The organism is Streptomyces sp. NPDC015032 (assembly GCF_043080425.1).
Taxonomy (GTDB): domain Bacteria; phylum Actinomycetota; class Actinomycetes; order Streptomycetales; family Streptomycetaceae; genus Streptomyces.
Genome location: NZ_JBIBVN010000008.1, coordinates 115,126 through 139,348, shown reverse-complemented (window position 1 = coordinate 139,348; position 24,223 = coordinate 115,126). Strand labels below are relative to the sequence as shown.

The 24,223-nt window shown below is 70.8% G+C and carries 21 protein-coding genes and 1 tRNA gene; 13 read left to right on the top strand and 9 right to left on the bottom strand.

Features of this window, described 5'->3' with window-relative positions:
- Positions 1 to 35: 35 nt before the first annotated feature.
- Positions 36 to 695, bottom strand: coding sequence for a hypothetical protein (locus ACF08M_RS14860; protein WP_392185647.1), 660 nt, complete (start codon positions 693 to 695; stop codon positions 36 to 38).
- A 47-nt stretch (positions 696 to 742) separates the two neighbouring features.
- On the opposite strand from ACF08M_RS14860, the gene ACF08M_RS14855 reads away from it, so the two are divergent.
- Positions 743 to 931 carry a DUF5703 family protein gene (locus tag ACF08M_RS14855; RefSeq protein WP_392185646.1) on the top strand — a complete coding sequence of 63 codons (189 nt, stop codon included), beginning with the start codon at positions 743 to 745 and terminating at the stop codon, positions 929 to 931.
- A gap of 67 nt (positions 932 to 998) precedes the next feature.
- Here ACF08M_RS14855 and ACF08M_RS14850 read toward each other — a convergent pair whose 3' ends face one another.
- The 3 genes from ACF08M_RS14850 to ACF08M_RS14840 all read right to left on the bottom strand — a co-directional run bounded on the left by ACF08M_RS14850 (position 999) and on the right by ACF08M_RS14840 (position 3,640).
- A complete protein-coding gene (locus ACF08M_RS14850) occupies positions 999 to 1,757 on the bottom strand; it encodes a chaplin (protein WP_392185645.1) in 759 nt (252 codons plus the stop codon).
- 137 nt (positions 1,758 to 1,894) lie between these two features.
- Positions 1,895 to 2,128 (bottom strand): chaplin, encoded by a 234-nt coding sequence (locus ACF08M_RS14845; protein ID WP_392185644.1) that lies wholly within the window; start codon positions 2,126 to 2,128, stop codon positions 1,895 to 1,897.
- Positions 2,129 to 2,314: 186 nt separating this feature from the next.
- Complete coding sequence (locus ACF08M_RS14840) at positions 2,315 to 3,640, bottom strand: M20/M25/M40 family metallo-hydrolase (protein ID WP_392185643.1); 1,326 nt, start codon at positions 3,638 to 3,640, stop codon at positions 2,315 to 2,317.
- A gap of 180 nt (positions 3,641 to 3,820) precedes the next feature.
- Between ACF08M_RS14840 and ACF08M_RS14835 the strand changes: the two genes are divergently transcribed.
- The 5 genes from ACF08M_RS14835 to ACF08M_RS14815 all read left to right on the top strand — a co-directional run bounded on the left by ACF08M_RS14835 (position 3,821) and on the right by ACF08M_RS14815 (position 10,431).
- A tRNA-Leu gene (locus ACF08M_RS14835) sits at positions 3,821 to 3,905 on the top strand.
- Positions 3,906 to 4,058: 153 nt separating this feature from the next.
- The gene (locus tag ACF08M_RS14830) at positions 4,059 to 6,956 is read left to right on the top strand and encodes a glycoside hydrolase family 2 TIM barrel-domain containing protein (RefSeq protein ID WP_392185642.1); all 2,898 of its coding nucleotides are present in this window, start codon (positions 4,059 to 4,061) and stop codon (positions 6,954 to 6,956) included.
- Positions 6,957 to 7,047: 91 nt separating this feature from the next.
- The gene (locus tag ACF08M_RS14825; protein WP_392185641.1) at positions 7,048 to 8,115 is read left to right on the top strand and encodes a hypothetical protein; all 1,068 of its coding nucleotides are present in this window, start codon (positions 7,048 to 7,050) and stop codon (positions 8,113 to 8,115) included.
- The gene (locus tag ACF08M_RS14820) at positions 8,112 to 9,380 is read left to right on the top strand and encodes a hypothetical protein (protein WP_392185640.1); all 1,269 of its coding nucleotides are present in this window, start codon (positions 8,112 to 8,114) and stop codon (positions 9,378 to 9,380) included. Before ACF08M_RS14825 ends, ACF08M_RS14820 begins: the two co-directional genes overlap by 4 nt.
- Positions 9,381 to 9,495: 115 nt before the next feature.
- On the top strand, positions 9,496 to 10,431 hold the full coding sequence (locus ACF08M_RS14815) for a pseudouridine synthase (protein ID WP_392185639.1): 936 nt from the start codon (positions 9,496 to 9,498) through the stop codon (positions 10,429 to 10,431).
- Positions 10,432 to 10,444: 13 nt separating this feature from the next.
- Here the strand turns inward: ACF08M_RS14815 and ACF08M_RS14810 are convergent, their stop codons facing one another.
- Together ACF08M_RS14810 and ACF08M_RS14805 are read right to left on the bottom strand one after the other, a co-directional pair.
- On the bottom strand, positions 10,445 to 11,074 hold the full coding sequence (locus ACF08M_RS14810; RefSeq protein WP_392185638.1) for an MBL fold metallo-hydrolase: 630 nt from the start codon (positions 11,072 to 11,074) through the stop codon (positions 10,445 to 10,447).
- Positions 11,074 to 12,159, bottom strand: a complete 1,086-nt coding sequence (locus ACF08M_RS14805) for an S-(hydroxymethyl)mycothiol dehydrogenase (protein ID WP_392185637.1) — start codon at positions 12,157 to 12,159, stop codon at positions 11,074 to 11,076. The genes ACF08M_RS14810 and ACF08M_RS14805 overlap by 1 nt, the downstream gene beginning before the upstream one ends.
- Positions 12,160 to 12,430: 271 nt before the next feature.
- On the opposite strand from ACF08M_RS14805, the gene phsA reads away from it, so the two are divergent.
- Both phsA and ACF08M_RS14795 read left to right on the top strand, forming a co-directional pair.
- A complete protein-coding gene (gene phsA, locus ACF08M_RS14800; protein WP_392185636.1) occupies positions 12,431 to 14,347 on the top strand; it encodes an O-aminophenol oxidase PhsA in 1,917 nt (638 codons plus the stop codon).
- 203 nt (positions 14,348 to 14,550) lie between these two features.
- The gene (locus tag ACF08M_RS14795; RefSeq protein ID WP_392185635.1) at positions 14,551 to 15,273 is read left to right on the top strand and encodes a TetR/AcrR family transcriptional regulator; all 723 of its coding nucleotides are present in this window, start codon (positions 14,551 to 14,553) and stop codon (positions 15,271 to 15,273) included.
- Positions 15,274 to 15,326: 53 nt separating this feature from the next.
- Here the strand turns inward: ACF08M_RS14795 and ACF08M_RS14790 are convergent, their stop codons facing one another.
- Positions 15,327 to 16,028, bottom strand: a complete 702-nt coding sequence (locus ACF08M_RS14790; RefSeq protein ID WP_392185634.1) for a FadR/GntR family transcriptional regulator — start codon at positions 16,026 to 16,028, stop codon at positions 15,327 to 15,329.
- Positions 16,029 to 16,172: 144 nt separating this feature from the next.
- Here ACF08M_RS14790 and ACF08M_RS14785 point away from each other — a divergent pair, with 144 nt between their 5' ends.
- The 3 genes from ACF08M_RS14785 to ACF08M_RS14775 all read left to right on the top strand — a co-directional run bounded on the left by ACF08M_RS14785 (position 16,173) and on the right by ACF08M_RS14775 (position 18,921).
- Positions 16,173 to 16,682, top strand: coding sequence for a gluconokinase (locus tag ACF08M_RS14785; RefSeq protein ID WP_392185633.1), 510 nt, complete (start codon positions 16,173 to 16,175; stop codon positions 16,680 to 16,682).
- An 11-nt stretch (positions 16,683 to 16,693) separates the two neighbouring features.
- Positions 16,694 to 18,091: a gluconate:H+ symporter gene (locus ACF08M_RS14780; protein WP_392185632.1), complete on the top strand. Its 1,398-nt coding sequence runs from the start codon at positions 16,694 to 16,696 to the stop codon at positions 18,089 to 18,091.
- 380 nt (positions 18,092 to 18,471) lie between these two features.
- Positions 18,472 to 18,921: an ASCH domain-containing protein gene (locus tag ACF08M_RS14775; RefSeq protein ID WP_392185631.1), complete on the top strand. Its 450-nt coding sequence runs from the start codon at positions 18,472 to 18,474 to the stop codon at positions 18,919 to 18,921.
- A 53-nt stretch (positions 18,922 to 18,974) separates the two neighbouring features.
- Here ACF08M_RS14775 and ACF08M_RS14770 read toward each other — a convergent pair whose 3' ends face one another.
- Together ACF08M_RS14770 and ACF08M_RS14765 are read right to left on the bottom strand one after the other, a co-directional pair.
- A complete protein-coding gene (locus ACF08M_RS14770; RefSeq protein ID WP_392185630.1) occupies positions 18,975 to 20,234 on the bottom strand; it encodes a carboxylesterase family protein in 1,260 nt (419 codons plus the stop codon).
- On the bottom strand, positions 20,231 to 21,580 hold the full coding sequence (locus ACF08M_RS14765) for an MFS transporter (RefSeq protein ID WP_392185629.1): 1,350 nt from the start codon (positions 21,578 to 21,580) through the stop codon (positions 20,231 to 20,233). The genes ACF08M_RS14770 and ACF08M_RS14765 overlap by 4 nt, the downstream gene beginning before the upstream one ends.
- 267 nt (positions 21,581 to 21,847) lie before the next feature.
- Between ACF08M_RS14765 and ACF08M_RS14760 the strand changes: the two genes are divergently transcribed.
- Both ACF08M_RS14760 and ACF08M_RS14755 read left to right on the top strand, forming a co-directional pair.
- The gene (locus ACF08M_RS14760) at positions 21,848 to 23,323 is read left to right on the top strand and encodes a 2-hydroxymuconic semialdehyde dehydrogenase (protein ID WP_392185628.1); all 1,476 of its coding nucleotides are present in this window, start codon (positions 21,848 to 21,850) and stop codon (positions 23,321 to 23,323) included.
- On the top strand, positions 23,320 to 24,135 hold the full coding sequence (locus ACF08M_RS14755) for a 2-keto-4-pentenoate hydratase (RefSeq protein ID WP_392185627.1): 816 nt from the start codon (positions 23,320 to 23,322) through the stop codon (positions 24,133 to 24,135). The genes ACF08M_RS14760 and ACF08M_RS14755 overlap by 4 nt, the downstream gene beginning before the upstream one ends.
- Positions 24,136 to 24,223: the final 88 nt, after the last annotated feature.

Sequence of the window (24,223 nt, the reverse complement as noted above, 5' to 3'; positions counted from 1 at the left end):
GACGGGCTCTGTTCCGAGCCCGTCCGGCGGACGGATCAGGAGCCGTCCACCACCAGGCCGGCCGGCTCCTCGTCCGTTCCGTCCTCGTCGAAGACGGCACTGACGTCGAAGCGGCAGACCACCAGTTGCGGGTCCGCTTCATCGAACGGTGCGCCGAGCCACTCCCCCGCCTCGGGAAGTTCCTCGGCCGCCGTGACCCAGAGCGTGGAGTCGCCCTCTTCCAGTCCGAACTCCCTGTGACGGGAGGCGATCTCGTCCGGTTCGTACTCGCCGAAGAGCACTCCGAGCGCCGCGTGGACACTGGAGCCGACAACCGCGGCGCTCCCGCCGCCGTGGTCCTCCGGGTCGAGGTCGGCGATCCGCTGGGCCTGTGCGAGCAACCGGGGCGGCTCCACCACCGCGTAGTCGCGCCGGATGAGGACGCTGAGCGCGTTCGGTTCCTCGGGACCGGTGTACGGCGGCAGGGAGTCCTCCGCACCCGGGATCTCGAAGGGAGTGACCTCGTCGTAGCGGTCGTAGAGAAGTTCGTCGTAGAACTCGGCGGCAGCGGCCAGTGCGTTGAACGCGTCGTAGACGGCGGGATCGTCGTCCCCCGTCCGGCGTTCGACCGCCTCGAGGTGATGGTCGAGCGCGGCTTTGATCGCTTCGGCGGCGGCGCGTACCTCGGCAGCGGTGGGCTGCGCAGCATCAGACATAGTGCAGACGCTATCCGTACACGGGCTCTGCCCGCACAATAGATGCGATGCCGGAATACGAATTTGTCGATGTGTACGTGCCGCGCGGGGTGTCCCGGAAGGAGACGGCCCGCCTGCTGACCGACCATGCCGAGTACGGGCACTGGGAGTTGGACCGGCTGTCGCTGCGCCGTGACGGCAGCCGCAGGGTGCGGCTGCGCCGACGGATCATCCGCCAGCTGCGGGCCACCTGGTGACAAGGAGCGGGCCCCGCAGCCGCGGGGCCCGCTCCCTTCGCCGTGTGCGCGTCGTCGCCCCGGTCCGCTATGCGGACATCCGGGCGCGGCGGTACAGCACCGTGCCCGCACCCGCCAGCAGCAGGCCCACGCTCGCCGGGACCAGCAGGTCGAGCCCGCCCGCTCCGGTGTGTGCGAGCTCGGCGACGTTCTGTGTCACGGGCTCGTTGGGCACGGTTCGCGGCCCCGGTGCCGGGGGCTTGTGCTCGGTGACCGGGGTCACCGGGGTGCCCGGGGTCACCGGGGTGCCGACCGGTGGCGTGACGGCCTCCGTACCGTTACCGCACTCGTTGCCGAAGGCCGGGTTGAGCAGTCCGCCGATGGTGATGCTGTTCCCGCAGGCGTTCACGGGGATGTCGATGGGCACCGCGATATTGTTGCCCGAGAGCACACCGGGCGAGCCCTTCGTGGTCCCCTCGGCCGTCGCCCCGCTCCCGTGGTCGCCCGTGAGGGCCCGGTGCTTGCCGTTCCCCGTCCGGGTCGCCTGGGTCAGGTTGCCGGACACCTGGCTGTCAGAGGCGTGCTTGCCCGAAGAAGCGCTCTGAGAAGCGTTTCCGCAGGTGTTTCCTGTGACCGGGTTGAGCAGTCCCACGACACTTACGGAGTTGCCGCAGACGTTCACCGGTACGTCTACCGGGATCTGGACCGAATTCCCCGAGAGCACCCCGGGGGAATCCGTCGCGCCGCCGGCCGCTCCCGCGTCCGCGTGCGCATAACCGCCGCTCAACGCGAGCACTCCACCCGCGGCCGCCACGGTGATCAGGCCTTTACGCGTGACCTGTCGCATAGGTTTTATCCTGCCTTCTGCCTTCCGGAAAACCCCCGGACTTGACCGTGCGGGGGCGGAGTATCCAGCGGCCCCGGAGTGCATGGCGCGCACCCGGGGCCGACCGAATTCAAACCCTTACGGGTTGACCCTCAACGTCAGGCGTTGAAGCAGGTGTTGCCGAAGGTGGGGTTCAGCAGCCCGATCACGGAGCCCGTGTTGCCACACGCGGTCACCGGCACGTGCACGGGCACCTCGGCGACGTTGCCCGAGAGCACACCGGGGCTGCCGAGAGCGGCGCTCTGGGCACCGGAGTCCGCGACGGCCATACCCGCGCCGGCGAGCACCAGACCACCAGTAACAGCCGCAGCAGCGACGACCTTCTTGATCATTATTCCTCCTAGTTGGCAATGCGGTCCCAGCCGCGGACCGCATCACCTGTAACGAGGAAGAGCTAATCGGGCTACGAGCGTATGGTTCCTTTCACCCGTTCCGGTCACATGCGCACACACTGGCGAATGTCGACGTGGAGAATCGACGGAAAACAGCGAATCCCCCTGCAGGAGAGGGGCAAAGGCTCAGCAGTTGTCGAGGAAACGGTCGAGCACCCGCACACCGAACTGCAGCCCGTCCACCGGAACACGCTCGTCCACACCGTGGAACATGCCTGCGAAGTCGAGCTCCGGCGGCAGCTTCAGCGGGGCGAACCCGAAGCAGCGAATGCCGAGATCGTCGAAGGACTTGGCGTCGGTCCCGCCGGAGAGCATGTAAGGGACCGCACGGGCGATCGGGTCCTCCGCCTTCAGGGCGATCTGCATCGCGTCGACGAGTGAACCGTCGAAACTGGTCTCCAGCGCCTTGTCCCCGTGCACGTCCTCGCGCTTCACCCGCGGGCCGAGGATCCGGTCCAGGTCGGCCAGGAACTCGTCCTCGAAACCGGGCAGGAAACGCCCGTCGACATGGGCGGTGGCCTGGCCGGGGATGACGTTCACCTTGTAGCCGGCGCCCAGCATGGTGGGAGCGGCGGAATTGCGGAGCGTGGCGCCGATCATCTTGGCGATGCCGCCCAGCTTGGCGAGCGTGGCGTCCATGTCCTCCGGGTCGAGCGGGGTGCCGAGCGCGTCGGACAGCTCGTCGAGGAAGGACCGCACGGTCTTCGTCACCCGGACCGGCCACTTGTGCCGTCCGAGCCGTCCGACCGCCTCGCAGAGCTCGGTGATCGCATTGTCGTCGTTGGTCATCGAACCGTGGCCCGCGGTGCCGTCCACGGTGAGCCGCATCCAGTGCATGCCCTTCTCGGCGGTCTCGACGAGATAGAGCCGCAGCTTCTCGTTCACCGTGAAGGAGAAGCCGCCCACCTCGCCGATCGCCTCGGTGACACCCTCGAAGAGGCCGGGGTGCTTGTCGACGAGATACCGCGCGCCGTACGTGCCGCCCGCCTCCTCGTCGGCGAGGAAGGCCAGCACGATGTCGCGCGGGGGCTTGCGGCCACTGCGCATCCGGTCGCGGACGACCGCGAGGGTCATCGCGTCCATGTCCTTCATGTCGACCGCGCCACGTCCCCACACGCAGCCGTCCGCGACCTCGCCGGAGAACGGGTGGTGCGTCCAGTCGTGGGCATTGGCCGGAACCACATCGGTGTGGCCGTGGATCAGCAGTGCGGGCCTGGACGGGTCCTCGCCCTCGATCCGCGCCACGGTCGAGGCCCGGCCCTTGTGGGACTCGAAGATCTGCGGCTCCAGCCCGACCTCGGCGAGCTGCTCCGCGACGTACTCGGCGGCGCGCCGCTCCCCCGGCCCCGAGTGGTCCCCGTAGTTGCTGGTGTCGATCCGGATCAGCTCACGACAGAGGTCCACGACCTCGTCCTCGCCCGAGACGGTCCGGGCCGTGTTGGTCTCGCTCACACTGCTTCCTTCCACTGTCGCCGTGGTACTCCCCCTCATCCTCCCGCGCCGGGCCCGCGCGCCCAAGGCCCCCCACCTCTCGTCATGCGCCCTTCACATCCCCGGCGTGATCGAGCACCCCCGGATGTTTGCTATTGTTTTCCACGTCGGAACGGGCCGGGCCCGCGAGACAGACACCTTGTCCGGGTGGCGGAATGGCAGACGCGCTAGCTTGAGGTGCTAGTGCCCTTTATCGGGCGTGGGGGTTCAAGTCCCCCCTCGGACACAGAACAGATGCCGATCAGGAGCGATCCTGATCGGCATCTCGCGTTGTACCCGCACAGTCACCTCCGGACATGGCCGGGGAGACTCTTGTTGAATCGGTTCAAAACTCGCTAACGTCCGGCGGCACGGAGGGTATTGCCGAGCGAGGAGCCCCATGAATCGCACCCATGCGCCCATCCTGCCCTGGTACGAGGACATGGCGGCCGGATCGGGCGGGCTGGAGCCGCGAGCCTGGTACGCGGGGTCGGATGCCGGGCGGCTGTCGTTGAACGGGGAGTGGCGCTTTTGGCTGTCGCCGGGCGCCACCGCGGAGGACGAATCGTTCGCACGGCCCGGATTCGACGCTTCGGGCTGGGGAACGGTCGCGGTTCCCGGGCACTGGGTGCTGCAAGGGGTCGGCGGGGCACCCGCGTACACGAATGTGGCGTACCCCTTCCCCGTCGATCCGCCGCGGGTACCGACCGAGAATCCGACCGGGGACCATCTGCGGATCTTCGATCGGCCCGCCGGGTGGGCCGGGGACAGTGAGGTCGTACTCCGTTTCGACGGGGTGGAGTCCTGCGCCCGGGTCTGGCTCAACGGCCGGGAGCTGGGCGACTTCAAGGGGTCGCGGCTGCCGCACGAGTTCACGGTGGGCGGGCTGCTGCGGGCCGAGGGCAATGTGCTGGCCGTACGGGTGCACCAGTGGTCCTCGGGGAGCTATCTGGAGGATCAGGACCAGTGGTGGCTGCCCGGGATCTTCCGGGACGTGACGCTGCTGGAGCGGCCGCCGGGGGCGCCCCGGGACTTCTTCGTGCACGCAGGGTACGACCATCGCCACGGGTCCGGGACATTGCGGGTGGAGTGCGACGGGGCCGAGGGACGGGTCGTCCTGCCCGGACTGGGCGTCGATGCCGCAACGGGCGAGACGGTGACCGTACCGGTCGAGCCGTGGACGGCCGAGACGCCCCGGCTGTACGACGGGGAGCTGGTGACGACCGGGGAACGGATTCCGCTGCGGGTGGGGTTCCGTACCGTCGCCGTCGAGGACGGCGTCATCCGGGTCAACGGACGGCGGGTGCTCTTCCGTGGTGTGAACCGGCACGAGTTCCATCCGGAGACCGGACGGGCCGTGGACGCGGCGACCATGCGGCGCGATCTGGTGCTGATGAAGCAGCACAACATCAACGCCGTGCGGACCAGCCACTATCCGCCGCATCCGGCCTTCCTCGATCTCTGCGACGAGCTGGGGCTCTGGGTCGTCGACGAATGCGATCTGGAGACTCATGGCTTTGCCGGTCTGGAGTGGCGCGACAACCCGGCGGACGACGAGCGGTGGACACCGGCACTGCTCGACCGGGCCGCGCGGATGGTGGAGCGCGACAAGAACCACGCGTCGGTGATTATCTGGTCGCTCGGCAACGAGTGCGGGTCGGGGCGCGGGCTGACGGCGATGGCCCGGTGGATCCGGGGCCGGGATCCGGAGCGGCTGGTGCACTACGAGGGTGATCCGTCCTGCCGGGATGTCGACCTGTATTCACGGATGTACCCGGACCACGCCGAGGTCGAGTCGATCGGCAGGCGGACCGAAGCACCCCTGAGCGACGCGGAGTCGGACGCGCGGCGGCGCGCGATGCCCTTCGTCATGTGCGAGTACGGGCACGCGATGGGCAACGGTCCGGGCGGACTCGCGGAGTACCAGCGGCTGTTCGAACAGTACGAGCGCTGCCAGGGCGGCTTCGTCTGGGAGTGGATCGATCACGGCCTCGTCCATCCGGAGCACGGCTTCGCCTATGGCGGGGACTTCGGCGAGGAACTGCACGACTCCAACTTCGTCTGCGACGGGCTGCTCTTCCCCGACCGCACTCCCTCCCCCGGGCTGATCGAGTACAAGAAGGTCATCGAGCCCGTACGGATCGAGCCGACGGCCGGGACGGGTGCCGGCCCGGGCACGGTCAGGATCTCCAACGGGTACGACTTCGCGGGGCTGGAGCACCTGGACTTCGAGTGGTCGTACGAGGTGGACGGCGCACCCGCCGGATCGGGAACGCTCGATGTACCGGAGCTCGCGCCCGGTGCGTCGGCCGAGGTGGAGCTGCCGTTGCGCGGGGAGGGGGTGTGGACCGTGCGGGCGGTGCTGGCCCGGTCCACGGCCTGGGGCGAGCGCGGTCATGTGGTGGCGTGGGGTCAGGCGGAGGCGGGTGCGGCTGTCGCTCCCACCGCCGCGGTGGGCGGGCGGCCGGAGCGGAACGGCCGGGTGATCACCCTCGGGGCCGGGGTCTTCGACGCGGCCACCGGGGCGCTGGTGAGGCTGGGGACGGTGCCGGTCGTGGGGCTGCGGCTGGATGTCTGGCGTGCGCCGACCGACAACGACAACGGCGCGGCATGGCAGCCGGATGAGCGGTACGGGCCGCGGTGGCGGGAGTTGGGGCTGCACCGGATGCGGCACCGGATCGACGCGGTCGAGGTGGGCGAGGACGCGTTGGCCGTACGGGCCCGGGTGGCGCCCGCCGGAGTCGGCCCGGGGCTGCGGACCGTGTACCGGTGGACGTCCGACGGGGCACGGCTGGGGCTCGCCGTGTCCGTGGTGCCGGAGGGCGAGTGGCGGGTGCCGCTGCCCCGGCTGGGCATCCGGTTCGGGCTGCCCGCCGCGTACGGCCGGGCGCGTTGGTTCGGCGGCGGGCCCGGTGAGGCGTATCCGGACACCCGGGCCGCGTCGGTGCTCGGGTGGTGGCGGATGCCCGTGGACGCGATGCAGACCCCCTACGTCCGGCCGCAGGAGAACGGCGCACGGGCCGATGTCCGGTGGGCGGAGCTCACGGACGGCAGCGGCGCGGGGGTACGGGCCGAGGGCGGCGAACCGTTCTGGTTCACCGCGCGGCGGTGGACGAGCGAGCAGCTCGATGCGGCGGAGCACGTACCGGAGTTGCGGGCCGGGGAGACCGTCTGGGTCAACCTGGACCACGCGGTGCAGGGCATCGGTTCGCAGTCGTGCGGACCGGGGGTGCTGCCGGAGTACCGGCTCGACGCGAAGGACACGGAGTTCTCGTTCGTGTTCTCGGCGCCGGGCTGAACCACGGCGGCCGGGTCCGGATCCACCCCGGGAGGCCGACGACGTAGCATCGGGCCTTTGCGCGATCTTCGTACTTCGCAAGGGGGAAGTGATGGGCGGCAGTCGCAGACGGCGGGGCGCGCTCCTCGCCGGGGCGGTCGTCGGGGCGGTGCTCGTCTCCGGCATCGGGCTGTGGACGACCGACAGTTGGCCGTTCCGGGACAGCTACTGCTGGGGGGCGTGGGAGCAGAACAGCGGTGCGGCCTTCCTCGGTGAGGACGGTGTCGCCAAGTCCGGCTCCGAGCGGCGTGCCACCGAGTCCGCGCCGCCCTCGGCCGCCCGTCACCACGCAAGGTGCACGGTCGCGGTGACCTCGACGGTGCCGGACGACGACTCGGACGGGCCGCTCACGTTCAAGGAGCAGGTGACGGTCGAGTACGGTCCGGTTCCCACCGGGGTCGAGGAGCACCGCGCCTGGATAGCACGGTACTTCCACGGGTCGGCCTCCCCACTGCCCGACGGGCTCGACGGGCTGGTCGCCGGTGACCGCGCCATGCTGGTCCTGCCCGACGCCTGCGATGTGGACGGCAAGCCGTCCACGGTGACGATCCGGAGCGAGAGCACCGGCGACGGTCATCTGGGCACAGTGAACATGCCGTTCACGATCGGCAGCCGGTCCGATGTCGCCCGGATGCTGGTGGATGCCGCCAACACCGGTATGCGTGCGGCCGGTTGCGCACCGGACGAGCCCCTGCGCGTGACGTCTCCCTTCGTGACGGTCGCCGAGGACGCCGGGACCGCCGGGACCCCGCTGTGCCGGATACCCGGGTTGACCCTCGAATTCGGCCGGAACTCGCAGTACCGGGAGCAGGTGGGCGTGGTCGGCGAGCGGCTCCAGACGTGTTCGGTGGTGTGGCGCGCGCTGCGGACGCCCGACGAGCCGGCGGCACAGTACGTGATGGCGGCCGAGCCGCGCCTGGTCGCGCTGTTCAAGGGCCTTCCCGAGGGCGCCGGCAAGGGGCTCGTACGCGCCGAGTGCCATGGGCGGCAGACGGTGTTCTACGGAAACGTCCAGTCCGGGCTGAAGGGTGCGGGCCGGCCCGACGACCGGCGGGTGTTCACACGCTTCACCGAGTCCGTGAGCAGGCGCATCGGGTGCGGGGCCGGTGAGGCCGCGTGAACGGCGAAGAGAGCGGAGTGACCGGAGAGGGCGGAGTGACCGGAGAGGGCGGGGCAGCGGCGGTGGACGGCGAACAGACCCCGGTTCCTCGGGTGGAGCGAACGCAGGAACAGGATCAGGAACAGTCGCCCCGGCCGGACCCGTCGCCGAAGGAGCTGGAGCCCGCTCCCGCGCGCACCCCCGTACTGCGCCGCCTGTTCCGCAGCCGCACCGCGCGTGCCGTCACCGCCGCCGGTCTGGTCGGTGCCCTCCTCGGCGCCGGTGCGGTGGCCTGGCGGACGGACACGCTTCCGCTGCTCGGTCCCGCGCCCTGCTGGGACTCGCTCGGTGACACGACCGTGTCAGACCTCTTCGGCGACCGCAGGACCGAAGTCGAGGAGCAGTCCCTGCACGCCAATCCGCGTGACGGGGAACCGTTCTACGGGCAGTGCCGCATCACCAGCTACAAGGACGACAGCCCGCGCCGCCAGGTGACCCTGCGGGTGCACCGGCTGGACGGTCTGCGGGGCACCGACGCGCACGAGTGGCCGCGGGAGTTCCTCGCCGCAGGCATGGTGTCGCTCGGCGACGGGCTGCCGGGGATGACGTCGTCCTCGCGGGCCTGGCTGGCACTCCCGCAGAGCTGTACCGGCCGGGCCGAGTTCACCGGTCCCACCGTGGTGGACATCGGGATGGGACAGGCCGGACTCGACACCGGGTCGGAGTACGACCGGGAGGACCGCGCCGCGCTGACCCGCGCGGTGGTGGAGGCGGCCAACGGCGTCATCCGTGAATTCGGCTGTTCCGGCAGCTACCGGATACCCCGCTCCCTGCCCTCGCTCGTGGCCCGGCAGAACACGAAGGCCGACGCCCTGTGCGGCCTCAAGGGCTTCGCCGTCCCTGCCGCGCACCGCACGTCCCTGGAACATACGCGTGTCGGCGGAGCCGGCAGGCCCGCCCGGGTCTGCGAGGCCGGTGGCACCTCCAAGCCCGTCGTGCGGATGACGACGGTGACGGACCCGGCGCTGACCGAGATCCTCGCCGGGGGCACGCACGGGACCGGCCTGCCGGTCAAGGGCTCCAAGGGGTTCGGCAGGCTCGACGGCTCACGGGCCGTCTACCGGGCGAGCTGCCAGACCGGGCCCGTGGTCTTCATGGTGGAGCAACTCGACGCGCCGACGGACGGGGGCCCGGGCCTCGCGCGCGAGCTGCTGCCCGGCTTTGTCGCCGCCGAGGCCGAACGCATCGGCTGCGGTCCGGAGAAGGTGACGCCACCGCACGCCTGAGTACGGGGGCAGGGCCCCGGTGGGCGGGCGGAACGGGCGATACTGTGCGGACACCCCGGCCGAAGACACGAGGAGCCCGTACCATGCGCACCGCCCTGCCGGTCGGCGCACCCCGGTGAGGGGGCGCGCGAAGCCCCCGCCGGCGCCGCTGCCGCAGCGGGACGGGATCGATCCGGTCCGGCTGCGGCTCCCCGAGGATCCGGACGGCCGGTGGGCGACCGTCCGCGACCACCTGCTGGCGCGGTTCGCGGACGCGATCGGGGCGGCGCGGGTGGACGCGATGCTGGCCGGGGGCCGGTTCGTCTCCGTGCGGGGCCCGGTCTCCGCCGACGAGCCGTACACCGCAGGCCGGTACATCTGGTTCCACCGGGATTTCGCGCCGGAGGAACCGGTGCCGTTCCCGGTCGGTGTCGTCCACCGCGACGAGCATCTCGTCGTCGCGGACAAGCCGCACTTCCTCGCGACGACGCCGCGCGGCCGGCACATCACCGAGACGGCCGTGGCCCGGCTGCGCCGCGAGCTGGACCTGCCCGGACTACAGCCCGCGCACCGCCTGGACCGGCTGACCGCGGGCCTCGTCCTCTTCGTCGTGCGGCCCGAGGAGCGGGGCGCGTACCAGACGCTGTTCCGGGACCGTCTGGTGCGCAAGGAGTACGAGGCGGTGGCGCCGTACGATCCCGGCCTGGCCCTTCCGCGCACCGTACGCAGCCGCATCGTGAAGGAGCGCGGGGTCATCGCCGCCCGCGAGGAACCGGGCGAGCCGAACAGCGAGAGCCGGATCGAGCTGCTGGAGCACCGGGAGGGTCTCGGCCGCTACCGGCTGCTGCCCGCCACCGGGCGCACCCATCAGCTGCGGGTCCATATGAGCAGCCTGGGGCTGCCGATCGTCCACGATCCGGTCTACCCGGTGGTCCGGGCGGAGGGTGCGACCGACGACTGGTCGCATCCGCTCCAGCTCCTGGCCCGGGTGCTGGAGTTCACCGATCCGGTCACGGGCGGAGCGCGACGCTTCGAGAGCGGGCTGCGGCTCTCCGCGTGGCCGGACCGGTGAGCAGCCGCGGTCCTCAGTGACCGCGGGCGATCCATGCCTCCAGGTGCGGGGCCTCGGCGCCGATGGTCGTGGAGTCGCCGTGCCCGGTACGGACGGTGGTCTCCGGTGCCAGGGTGAGCAGCCGGTCCCTGATCGACGCAACGATCGTCGGGAAGTGGGAGAAGGACCGTCCGGTGGCGCCGGGGCCGCCCTGGAAGAGCGTGTCACCCGTGAAGACGGTGGACAGCTCGGGGGCGTACAGGCAGACGGCGCCCGGGGCATGACCGGGGGTGTGCAGGACCTGGAGCGTCGTCCCGGCGATCTCCAGTTCCTGGCCGTCGGCCAGTTCGCCGTCCGGGGCGCGGTCCGGGTGGGTCTGCTGCCACAGCGGCAGGTCGTCGGGGTGCAGCAGGATCGGTGCGCCGGTGGCGGCGGCGAGGGCCGGGGCCGCGTCGATGTGGTCGTTGTGCGCGTGCGTGCAGACGATGGCGCGCAGCGTACGGCCGTTCAGCGCGGCCTCGATGGCGGCGGCGTCATGGGCGGCGTCGATGACGATCGCCTCGGTGTCGTCGCCCACGATCCAGACGTTGTTGTCGACGTCCCACTCCCCGCCGTCGAGCGCGAAGGTGCCGGACGTGACGAGGTGGTCGATGCGGGCGGCCATCAGAGGACCACCACCGAGCGCAGCACGTCGCATTCGTGCATCCGGGCGAAGGCCTGCTCGACGTCGCCGAGTCCGATGGTCTCGGTGACGAACGCGCCGAGGTCGATCCGGCCCTGCTGGTGCAGGTCGATGAGCATCGGGAAGTCGCGCGAGGGCAGGCAGTCGCCGTACCAGGAGGACTTGAGCGAGCCGCCGCGGCCGAAGACGTCGATGAGCGGCAGCTCCAGCCGCATCTCCGGGGTGGGGACGCCGACCAGGACCACGGTACCCGCGAGGTCGCGGGCGTAGAAGGCCTGCTTGTACGTCTCCGGGCGGCCGACCGCCTCGATGACGACGTCCGCGCCGTTGCCGCCGGTCAGTGAGCGGATCGCCTCGACGGGGTCGGTGGAGCGGGAGTTGACGGTGTGCGTGGCGCCCATCGTCTTCGCCGTCTCCAGCTTGCGGTCGTCGATGTCCACGGCGATGATCTTCGCCGCGCCGGCCAGTTGGGCGCCCGCGATCGCCGCGTCACCGACGCCGCCGCAGCCGATCACGGCGACCGAGTCGCCGCGGCCGACCTGCCCGGTGTTGATGGCGGCACCGATGCCCGCCATCACACCGCAGCCGAGCAGTCCCGCGACGGCCGGGGAGACCTCGGGGTCGACCTTGGTGCACTGACCGGCGGCGACCAGGGTCTTCTCGGCGAACGCGCCGATGCCGAGCGCCGGCGACAGCTCCGTGCCGTCGAGCAGCGTCATCCGCTGCTTCGCGTTGTGGGTGTTGAAGCAGTACCAGGGGCGGCCGCGCAGACACGCGCGGCACTGCCCGCACACGGCGCGCCAGTTGAGGACGACGAAGTCGCCGGGCGCGACGTCCGTGACGCCCTCGCCCACGGACTCCACCACACCGGAGGCCTCATGGCCGAGCAGGAACGGGAACTCGTCGTTGATGCCGCCCTGCTTGTAGTGCAGATCGGTGTGGCAGACGCCGCACGCCTGGATCTTCACCACGGCCTCGCCGGGGCCCGGGTCCGGGATGACGATCGTCTCCACCCGTACCGGCTCGTTCTTCCCCGGTGCGATGACCCCTTGGACCTGCTGCGACATACCGTGGTCTCCCTGTTTCCGTCATTTTTGAAGATCGAACGCGAACAACCGTACGCCCCGTGAGGGTGTCACGGCGGCGCGCCGCGTTGGCGGGAAACGACTGCCGTCCACCCGGCGGGATGTACCGGTTTCGGTCAGATGGTACGAGCCACTGAACTGCACCGGGCCGCAGCGGGTCCTTTGATGCAGAGGGACCACGGAGCCGGTACCTGCGGGGGCAGGGGTTCCGTGGTCCAACGGCAGAGGAATGACGGATCACGGGGGAAGTACCTTGACCGAGATTGCCGAGAAAACGGAGCAGGTCACGGAGAAGAGCAGCGAAGGGGCCGGCGGACCGGGAGCGGTTCCCGGAGCGGCGGCACTCGGGGCGCCGGTCGGCGGACTCGTGCCGTACACCGACGCGTTGCCCGTCCCGCCGGTGCTGCGCCCGCAGAGCGGTGATGTGCTCCGCGAGACCGAGATCGCCGTGTCGCCCACCTGGGTGCGGCTGCACGCGCAGTTGCCGCCGACCCTGATGTGGGGATACGACGGCACGGTACCCGGGCCGACCATCGAGGTGCGGCGCGGGGAGCGGGTCAGGATCGCCTGGACCAACCGCGTCCCCAGGGGGAGCGAGTACCCGGTCACCGCCGTGGAGGTCGGCCCGGTGAAGCAGGGCGAGCCGGCCCCGCACAACCGACCCGGACGCGACGGTGCCGAACCGAACGCGGATGTCGCCGCGCTGCCCGCCTGGACGGTGACCCATCTGCACGGCGCACAGACCGGCGGCGGGAACGACGGCTGGGCGGACAACGCCGTCGGCTTCGGCGACGCGCAGCTGTCGGAGTACCCGAACGACCACCAGGCCGCCCAGTGGTGGTACCACGACCATGCCATGAACATCACCCGGTGGAACGTGTACGCGGGGCTCGTGGGGACGTATCTGATCAGGGACGACGAGGAGGACGCGCTCGGTCTGCCGGCCGGCGACCGGGAGGTGCCGCTGATTCTCGCCGACCGCAACCTGGACACCGACGAGGACGGCCGGCTCAACGGACGGCTGCTGCACAAGACGACGGTGATCACCGAGGCCGATCCGGAGACCGGGAAGCCGGTGTCGCTGCCGTTCTTCGGCCCGTACACCACGGTCAACGGGCGTATCTGGCCGCATCTGGACGTGGACGACGCGTGGTACCGCTTCCGGCTCGTCAATGCCTCCAATGCCCGGATATACGATCTGGTGCTGGTCGACGACGAGAACAACCCGGTCCCGGGCGTGATCCGGCAGATCGGCAGTGACGGCGGCCTGTTGCCGCGCCCGGTGCCGGTCGACTTCGACGAGGTGCTGCCCCAGCTGACGATCGCCCCGGCCGAGCGGATGGATCTGCTGATCGACTTCTCGGCGCTGGCCGGCCGCCGGGTCCGGCTGGTCAACCGGGGCAAGCTCGCGCCGGGGGTGCCGGACCCTGCCACGAACGTGCCGTTCCCGCAGGTGATGGAGTTCCGGGTACGGGAGACGGGGCAGCGGGACGGTTTCGACCTGCCCGAGGTGCTGTCCGGTTCCTTCCGGCGGTACGAGCACGGCCAGGTGGAGCACGGGCACCGGCTCGTGGTGCTGACGGTGCCGGGCACGGTCGGTGGCGGCGGTCATCCGGAGATCTGGGAGATGGCGGAGGTCGAGGACGCCGCCGATGTGCAGGTGCCCTCGGACGGTGTCATCCAGGTGCGGGGCGAGGACGGCACGGTACGCACGTACCGCAGGATCGCCCGGACCTTCAACGACGGGCTCGGCTTCACGGTCGGCGAGGGCACGTACGAGCAGTGGTCGTTCCTCAATCTGGGCGGCCCGACCCATCCGATGCACATCCATCTGACGGACTTCCAGGTGATGGGCCGGGAGGCGTACACCCTCGACGGCTTCGATCCGGCGGTCGGCGGCACCCGCTCCCCCGTGGCGTTCGACCACGGCACCGAGATCCCGGTGGCGCCGAACGAGCAGGGCTGGAAGGACGTCTTCCGGGTGCCGCAGGGGCAGTTGGTGAAGGTGCTCGGGAACTTCGACGGGGCGTACGGGCGGTTCATGTACCACTGCCACCTGCTGGAGCACGAGGACATGGGCATGATGCGGCCGTTCGTCGTGATGCCGCCCGAGGCGATGAAGTTCGACCACGGCGCCGGGCACGGCGGCCACCACGGGCACAACGGCTGACCCGACCCGGCCGGTTAGCTCTGCCGGCGGCCTCCGTGGTGTCGTTCCGCGGAGGCCGCCCCGGGTCTCTCACGCCTCGTGGGCCCGCCCGCCCGCGACGGGGCCGACGAAGCCAATGCGGCGGTTGGCGGCGGCCCCGATGGCGGCACCTTGAATCTCTCCGGCGGGTTCAGATGTCAACGGTGTTGTCGTAAGATGCCGCCATGAGTGCGAGCGAGCGGGTGGTGCCGGAAGGCGCGCGGCGCCGCAGAAGGCCCACCAAACAGGGCACGGTGCTGTCCGAGCAGCTGATCGTGGAGACGGCGCTGCGGCTGATCGGTGAGCACGGGGCGGCGGCGCTCACCGTACGCCGGCTCGGCGCGGCACTCGGCTGCGATCCGAGCGCGCTCTACCGGTACTTCCGGGACATGGACGAACTACTGCTCGCGGTGGCCGACGAGTTGATCGGCCGCACGTTGCGCACCTGGCGGCCGACAGGTGACTGGCGCGCCGATCTGCGCACCCTCGGCCTGCGGATGCACGCGGACTATCTGGCACACCCTCAGGCGGCGACGCTGGCCTGTGCGCGGGTGACCGGCCGCACGCATGAGATCCGGTCGGTGGAGGCGATCCTCGGGGTGTTGCGCGGTGCGGGATTCCCGGACGCCGAGGCGGTGCGGATCTATCACGTCTTCGTCGACCAGACGCTGTCCTTCGCGGCGCTGGACGCCTCCACGATGGTGCTGTCGGAGCGCGCCCGCGCGCAGGAGGTACGGACCTGGCCGGAGACGTACGCCCGGCTTCCCGCCGAGACCTGCCCGAACATCGCGGCGACCGCGGGAGTACTGGTCGCGGAGATGGACCGCAGCGGGTACCCGGCGGCTCTGGAGATGATGCTGGCCGCGGCCGCGGCCCGGCTTCAGCACATCCGCGCGCCGATGCCGTAGCGACGTCCCCCGGGGCGCGCTCATGTACGCCCGGCGGCACCGGGGTACGGGCCTCAGGGCGCGAGCACGTCCAGCTCGTGCAGGGCGCCCACCGCGATCTCCTTCGTCAGCTCTTCCGCCGCCACCGCGTCGCCCTCGCGCACCGCTTCGGCGAGCCGTACATGGAGGGTGACCGCGGCCGGGTCCGGGTCCTCGAACATGACCTGGTGATGGGTGCGGCCGGCCAGGACCTCGGCGACGACATCGCCGAGCCGGGCGAACATCTCGTTGCCGGAGGCGTTGAGCACGATCCGGTGGAACGCGATGTCGTGCTCCAGATAGCCCTCCAGCTGCTGGCCGCGCGAGGTGGCGACCATGCCGAGCGCGCACTCGGTGAGGGCCGCGCACTGCTCCGGGGTGGCGTTGCGGGCGGCCAGGCCGGCCGCGACCGGTTCGATCGCCGAGCGCAGCACCGTCAGCGAGCGCAGCTGGCGCGGGCGGTCGGCGCCGGCCAGCCGCCACCGGATGACCTGCGGGTCGTAGACGTTCCACGCCTCGGTCGGCCGCACGGTGACACCGACCCTGCGGCGCGACTCGACCAGATGCATGGATTCGAGGACGCGGACCACTTCGCGTACGACCGTGCGCGAGACGTCGAAGCGCTGGGCCAGCTCGTCGGTGCGCAGCACCTGTCCGGGGCGGTGCTCCCCCGCGGCGATCTCCAGACCCAGGGTGTCCAGCACATGTGTATGCAGCCCGGGGCCCTGTGTGGTCATGAGCACAGCCTACGGGGCGCCCCTCAGGAAGAAAAAGTACGACGTTTACGTCACAGCATCTTGAATAAGTCGTACGTATGAGTTTCAGTAGCGCGACGGACCGATGTCGAGGAAGACGTCGAAGTAGACAGCGAGGCACCACCAATGAGCACCCCCCACGTCGTCGTGGTGATGGGCGTCGCAGGGACCGGCAAGACCACGATCGGCCCCCTGCTCGCCGCCGCCCTCGGCGTTCCGTACGCCGAGGGCGATGAATTCCATCCCGCGGCGAACATCGCCAAGATGTCGGCCGGCATCCCGCTGGACGACTCCGACCGGTGGCCCTGGCTCGATGCGATCGGCCAGTGGGCGCACGGCCGGGCGGGGCTCGGCGGGGTGGTGAGCAGCTCGGCGCTCAAGCGGGCCTACCGGGACCGGCTGCGGGCCGAGGCCCCCGGTGCGGTCTTCCTCCACCTGACCGGCGACCGGAGCCTGATCGAGCAGCGCATGGCGGAACGCAAGGGCCACTTCATGCCCACCGCCCTGCTCGACTCGCAGTTCGCCACCCTGCAGCCGCTGCAGGAGGACGAGGCCGGCGTCTCGGTCGATGTGTCCGGCACTCCCGAAGAAATCACCCAGCGAGCCGTCGCCGCATTGCGCCGGCTCGACAACTAAGGATCACCACCGTGACCAGTCTCAGCGTCGAGATGCTGGCAGCGGACGCCGTCGAACCGATCACTTCGGCAGGCAACGCGCAGTTGGGCATCGCCGTTCTGGCGGGCATCGCCCTCATCGTTCTGCTCATCACCAAGTTCAAGATGCACGCGTTCCTCGCGCTGACCATCGGCTCGCTGGCCCTGGGCTCCTTCGCCGGCGCCGCACCGGCCAAGACCATCGCCAGCTTCACCGCCGGACTCGGCTCGACCGTCGCGGGTGTCGGCGTCCTCATCGCGCTCGGCGCCATTCTGGGCAAGCTGCTCGCCGACTCCGGCGGCGCGGACCAGATCGTCGACACCATCCTGGCGAAGGCGAGCGGCCGGGCCATGCCGTGGGCGATGGTCCTGATCGCCTCGATCATCGGCCTGCCGCTCTTCTTCGAGGTCGGGATCGTGCTGCTGATCCCAGTGGTGCTGCTCGTCGCCAAGCGCGGCAACTACTCCCTGATGCGGATCGGCATCCCGGCGCTGGCCGGCCTCTCCGTGATGCACGGACTGATTCCGCCGCACCCCGGCCCGCTGGTGGCGATCGACGCCCTCGGCGCCAACCTCGGCGTCACGCTCGCGCTGGGCGTGCTGGTCGCGATCCCGACCGTGATCATCGCCGGGCCGGTCTTCTCCCGCTACGCCGCCCGCTGGGTGGACATCAAGGCTCCGGAGAAGATGATCCCGCAGCGCCCCTCGGAGGAGCTGGAACGCCGTCCCAGTTTCGGCGCCACCCTGGCGACGATTCTGCTGCCCGTCGTGCTCATGCTGGTCAAGGCTCTGGTCGACATCGTCGTGGACGACCCCGAGCAGAGCGTTCAGAAGGTCACCGATGTGATCGGCTCGCCGCTGATCGCGCTCCTCGCGGCCGTCATAGTCGGCATGTTCACGCTGGGCCGGGCGGCCGGCTTCTCCAAGGGCCGGCTCTCCACCACCGTCGAGAAGTCCCTCGCCCCGATCGCGGGTGTGCTGCTGATCGTGGGTGCGGGCGGCGGATTCAAGCAGACCCTCATCGACGCCGGTGTGGGCCAGATGATCCTGGACTTCTCCAAGGACTGGTCGATCCCGGCGCTGCTGCTGGGCTGGCTGATCGCCGTCGCGATCCGGCTCGCGACCGGGTCGGCGACCGTGGCCACCATTTCGGCGGCCGGCCTGGTCGCCCCGCTGGCCGCCGACATGTCGGCGTCCCACGCCGCCCTGCTGGTCCTCGCCGTCGGCGCGGGCTCGCTCTTCTTCAGCCATGTCAATGACGCCGGGTTCTGGCTGGTGAAGGAGTACTTCGGAATGAACGTCGGTCAGACGATCAAGACCTGGTCGGTGATGGAGACCATCATCTCCGTGGTCTCGCTGGCCTTCATCCTGCTGCTGTCGCTGATTCTCTAGCGAAGCGGCTCTCCACACACGGTCCTCCCCCCCTCGGCGCGAGCCGGGACCGTGCCCGACGGCGCCCGTCGGCCCGCGCATGCCATGGCATGCGCGGGCCCCCGCGCCCCCGCCCCCCCGCGCGGCGGCCCGGCGCCCCCCCCCGGGCCCGCCCCCCCGCGGCCCGCCCGGGGCGGGCCCCCCCCCCGCCCCGGCGCCCCGCGCGCCCCCGGGCGGGCGGGGCCCGACGGGCGCCGTCGCACCGTGCGGCGGACACCCTGCTCGCCCCCTCGCCAACCCCCGTCCGGTCACGGCGCAGTTGACGCCGCCCCGCAGCCGTCGGACGTGGCACGGCGGCGGGTGCCGGACCCGGCTCCGGGGGCCATGTCAGACTTGGCGCCATGGCGAACCGTGAACCACTCAAGCCCTTCCTGCTCACCTTCCCCGGCCCGCTGCGCGATCGCCTGGTGGCGGCGGTGCTCGCCGGTGTCAAGGTGTCGACGACCGGGCTGCTCGCGGAGTACGAGGCGGAGAAGGAGGAGCTTCCTCCGGTGGGCGAGCGTTCCGCGCTGATCGACTCGGACGGCCGGGAGATCGCGGTGCTGGAGGTGACGGAGGTACGGGTACTGCGTCTCGGCGACGTCGATCTCCAGCACGCGATCGACGAGGGCGAGGGGGACACATCGGTGGCCGGGTGGCGTGCGGGACACGAGAGGTTCTGGCACAGCAAGGAGATGCGGGAAGCGCTCGGCGACCCGGAGTTCACGGTCGACGACGACACCATGGTCGTCGCCGAGCGGTTCCGGGTCGTCGAACTGCTGGATCCCGTCGTGGGCGCGGCGGAGCGGTAGGCGGGGACGGACACGGCCGGGGACCTGCGGCCGCGGGACGGACGACCGGTGGCCTATGGCCGCGGGGCGAGAATCTCGTGGCAGGTCAGGGGCGGGGCGACGGGGCCGGGACGGCCGGTGCGGGCGAAGCCGGTCCAGTTGGCGCGCATCGCCCTGCCCAGGCCGTCCATCTCGTCCCAAGGGGTGCGCCCCAGCATCGGGGAGCGCTGCCAGGCGGTACGGGAGCCCAGGAGCAGCGGCAGTTCCACGCAGTGCGTGGCGCCGAAGTCCGATCCTGCCGGGCGCCAGTCCAGTCGGTAGGCGTGGACCCGGGCGCCGGCCCGTACCAGCCGTCGGCCCAGGGCGGCGAGCGGTTCGGCATAGATCAGCCGGGTGGGGCCGGCCGGGCCGCCGTTCTCGCCCGTCTCACCCGTCTCACCCGTCTCACCCGTCTCACCCGTCTCACCGGGGAATGCGGACATGTCGTCCGCGTTCCAGCCGTACATGACGTCCATGCCCCGTACATGCGCGTCGAAGGCGTCATCGGCCGTCATGACCGGCCCGAACGGCGGTTCCAGGGTCGAGCCGGAGCGTTCCCGATGGGCGAGCGCGGTGTCGCGCTGGGCCGCGAGCAGGGCCTTTGGAGCGGCCGTCCGCGGGCCGTCGCCGGGGGCGTGGACCGCGAGCCGTTCGGTGAAGATCCGGCCGAGCGCGGCGGCGCCGGCCCGCGACCGGGTCGTGATCGCCAGCGGCGCGCTCTGCAGGATCGCGCGGTGGAACAGCCCCCGGGCTTCGGGCAGACCCATCAGCAGCCGGATGGAGAGCGCGCCGGCGGACTGCCCGAAGACGGTCACATCGGCCGGATCGCCTCCGTACCCGGCGATGTGCGCGTTCACCCAGCGCAGCGCTTCGAGCTGGTCGTACAGGCCGAAGTTGCCCTCGGCGACACCGTCGAGGCAGAGGTATCCGAGCGCGCCCAGGCGGTAGTTGACGGCCACGACGACGACATCGCCCTCGGCGGCGAGTGCGCCGCCGTCGTACCAGTCCATGAGGCCCGCGCCACTGCTGAATCCACCGCCGTGGAACCAGACCATCACCGGGCGCGCCGCGGCGTCGCGGGCGGGCGTGGTGACCGTCAGGTTCAGGCAGTCCTCGCCCTGCGGGTGCCGGTCGGACGGCGGTCCCATCACGGCGTCGAGCCTGGACGGCAGTTGCGGACAGATCTCCCCGGTCGACGGACGGGTGTCGTGACCGCGCACCGGACGGGGCCGGGCGAAGCGCTCGGCCACGGCGTAGCGGATCGGGCCGGACCGGACCACGGCGGGGCCGGTCACGCGGTGCCTCCCGAGAGCGATTCCACCGGGGCCGGTACCGGCTCGGGCGCCCCCTCGGGCACCAGGCGGAACAGGGCGACGGCGCCGGCCAGGCTGACGGCACAGATCCCGACGAGGTACCACGTCACCCCGGTCGACGAACCGCCGGAGTTGAGCAGCGCCGTGGAGATCATGGGGGCCAGACCGCCGCCGAGGATGGCGCCGCCCTGCAGGATCATCGAGGAGCCCGAGTAGCGGACGTTGACGGGGAAGGTGTCGACGATGATGCTGCCCTGCACGCAGTGGGTGACCGGGATGATGAGTCCCATGCCGAGCAGTGCGACGACCGCGAGGGCGGAGTTGCCGGTGTTGAGCAGCGGGAAGAAGGCGACGCACCAGAGAAGGATGGCGGCGGATCCGGCGATGAACATGGTGCGCCGGCCGTGCCGGTCGGCGATCTTCGTCCACACCGGGATGGTCGCGAACCACAGGGCCGCCGCGACGGTGACGCTCACGATGAGGAACTGCTTGTCGTAGTGGAGGTGCTGGGAGCCGTAGGACAGCGTGAAGACCATGAACACATAGGCGACGGCGGAGTTCGCCACGACGGCGAGCAGGGTCAGCGCGAGCCTGGGGAAGCCGACCTTGAGGGACTCGGCCAGCGGGAACCTGACCACTTCGTCCCGGGCGCGGGCGCGGTCGAAGGACGGCGACTCGGTCACCCGCAGCCGGATCACCAGACCCACGGCGACCAGTACGAAGCTGAGCAGGAACGGGATGCGCCAGCCCCACGAGGTGAACGCGTGGTCGCCCAGAGCCGCGTTGGTGGTCAGGAAGACGACGTTGGCCAGGACCAGGCCGCCGGGTGTGCCCATCTGCGGGAAGCCCGCGTACAGGTTCTTCTTGCCCGGTGGTGCGTGTTCCATCGACATCAGGGTCGCTCCGGCACCCTCGCCGCCGAGCCCGATGCCCTGGACGATGCGCAGGGTGACCAGGAGGACGGGGGCCCAGAATCCGATGGAGTCGTAATTCGGGATGGCGCCGATGAGAGTGGAGCCGATCCCCATCAGGACGAGGGAGACCACCAGCGTCGCCTTGCGGCCGATGCGGTCTCCGTAGTGGCCGAAGACCAGGCCGCCGAGCGGACGTGCGATGAACCCGACGGCGAGGGTGCTGAACGCGGCGAGGGTGCCCGCGGCGGGGCTGAGCGAGGGGAAGAACTGCTCGTTGAAGACGAGTGCCGCGGCCGTGCCGTAGAGAAAGAAGTCGTACCACTCCAGCGTGGTGCCTGCGAGCGTGGCGAGGGCGGTTCTGCCGGCAGCTGCTCGGGCTCCGCCCGAGCGTGCTTCGTGAGGTGAAGTGTTCACGGGGTGACCTATCACTTGGATGGCGGGCTGTGGGCGGTTCGCTCCGGACAGCCGCTACGACGGCCGGGCTTCACCCGTCGTTAACCGTGGATCCTGATGCCCTGAGACATGACACACAAATACCGAATCGGGGACCAGACATACCTGTTCGGGTATAGCGGAACCTCGCCACTCCGCTGCACAGAAGCCTGGGTATGCCGTTTCAGTTATGCCTCTGCACAAGAATCGCATTTGTCCGGCATGGCTGTGCCGATCACAGTGGGACGCATGACGGCAGAGACTGGGCGGTGGATCCGCAACTTCGTGGCCGGGCAGTTCGTGGAGCCCGACGAGAACCGCAGCTTCGACAAGACCGACCCCGCCACCGGCCAGGTGTTCGCCCAGGTGCACGAGGCGGACAGGGAGCTGGTGGACCGTGCCGTGGCAGCGGCCCGGCGGGCCCTGCACGACGGCTGGGCGACGACCCCGGTACGCGAGCGCGCGGCGCTGCTGCGGCGTGCCGCGGACCGGATCGAGGAGCGCTTCGAGGAGTTCGTCGCGGCGGAGGTCGCGGACACCGGAAAGCCGGTCACCCAGGCCCGGGAGCTCGATGTCGCCCGTGCTCTGGCGAACTTCCGCACGTTCGCGGACGTGGTGGCCGCCGCCGGACAGGAGTCCTTCCTCACCGACCTCGCGGGGGGTCGCCAGGCGCTCAACTACGCGGTGCGCAAACCGCTCGGCGTCGTCGCGGTGGTCGTCCCGTGGAACCTTCCCCTCCTGCTGCTGACCTGGAAGGTCGCGCCGGCCCTGGCGTGCGGCAACGCCCTGGTCGTCAAGCCCAGCGAGGAGACCCCCGCCACCGCCACGCTGCTGGCCGAGGTGCTCGCCGAGGCCGGGCTCCCCGCCGGGGTCTACAACGTCGTCCACGGCTTCGGCGGCGACTCCGCGGGTGAGTACGTGACCTCCCACCCGGGGATCGACGGCGTGACCTTCACGGGTTCGTCCGCGACCGGCTCGCACGTCATGAAGACCGTCGCACCCCGGGTCCGCCCGGTGTCGTTCGAACTCGGCGGGAAGAACGCCGCCATCGTCTTCGACGACGTCGACGTGGACGAGGCACTGACCGGGCTGACCAAGTCGGTCTTCACCAACACCGGCCAGGTCTGTCTGTGCACCGAGCGGGTCTACGTACAGCGTTCGGTCTTCGCCGACATCGCCGAAGGGCTTGCCGAGCGCGCCCGGGGGCTGCGGCTCGGCCGGCCGACGGACGAACGGACCACCACCGGACCACTGATCTCCCGGACCCACCGCGACAAGGTGCTGGGCTACTTCGAACTGGCCGAGCAGGCCGGGGCGAAGGTGCTCACCGGCGGCGGCATCCCGCAGCTCGGCCCCGGGCTGGCAGGCGGTTCCTGGATCGAGCCGACGCTGTGGACGGGGCTGACCAACGCGGACCGCGCGGTGCGCGAGGAGATCTTCGGCCCGGTGGCCGCCCTGATCCCCTTCGACACCGAAGCGGAGGCGATCGCCCTGGCCAACGACACCGAGTACGGCCTCGCGGCCTCGGTGTGGACCAACGACCTGCGCCGTGGTCACCGGGTGGCCCAGGCGATGAATGTCGGGATGGCCTGGGTCAACACCTGGTTCCTGCGCGATCTGCGCTCCCCGTTCGGCGGAGTCGGGCTCTCCGGCATCGGCCGCGAGGGCGGCGCTTCCTCCCTGCACTTCTACACCGAGCCGACGAATGTGTGTGTACAGCTGTGAGCGATCACGACAACCCCGGCCCCGGCGCGCGGATCGACGCGGCCGTGGCACGCCTGACGGCCGCTGCCGCCACCGGCACTCCGTGCGCTCCCGTCCGGGAGTTCCTGGGCCGCGACGACATCGATGCCGCCTATGAGGTCCAACGGCGCCTCGCCGCCGCCAGAAGCGCGGCCGGCGCCCGGGTGGTGGGCGCCAAGATCGGCCTCACCGCCCCTGCCGTGCAGCAGCAGTTCGACGTGTTCCGGCCGGACTTCGGTGTGCTCTTCGACGACATGCTGTTCGCGCATGCCGAGCCGCTGCCGCTGAGCCGGTTCCTCCAGCCGCGTGCGGAGGGCGAGATCGCCTTCGTCCTCGGCCGGGACATCGACCGGCCCGGCGCGGGCGTCGCCGATGTGCTGCGGGCCACCGAGTTCGTACTGCCCGCCATCGAGATCGTCGATTCGCGGATCACCGGCTGGGACCTGGCCATCACCGACACCGTCGCCGACAACGCCTCCAGCGGCGCGGTCGTGCTCGGCACCACTCCGTACCCGCTGAGCGGGCTCGACCTCTCCCGCGTCGGCATGGTGCTCCAGCGGGACGGCGAACCGGTCTCCTTCGGCGCCGGTCACGCCTGCCTCGGCTCACCGGTCGTCGCCGTCGCCTGGCTGGCGCGCGAACTGGTCGCGCGGGAACAGCCGTTGCGGGCCGGGGACGTGGTCATGTCCGGCGCGCTCGGCCCGATGGTGCCGATCGAGCGCCCCGGCCGGTACCGGCTGGCGCTGGACGGGCTCGGCGAGGTCGAGGCAGTCATCGAGGAGGAGACCAAGTGAATTCCCACGCAGGCGGCACGGCGGCCGGACACGCGGCCGGCACCGTTCCGGTGGCCGTCATCGGATCCGGCAACATCGGAACCGACCT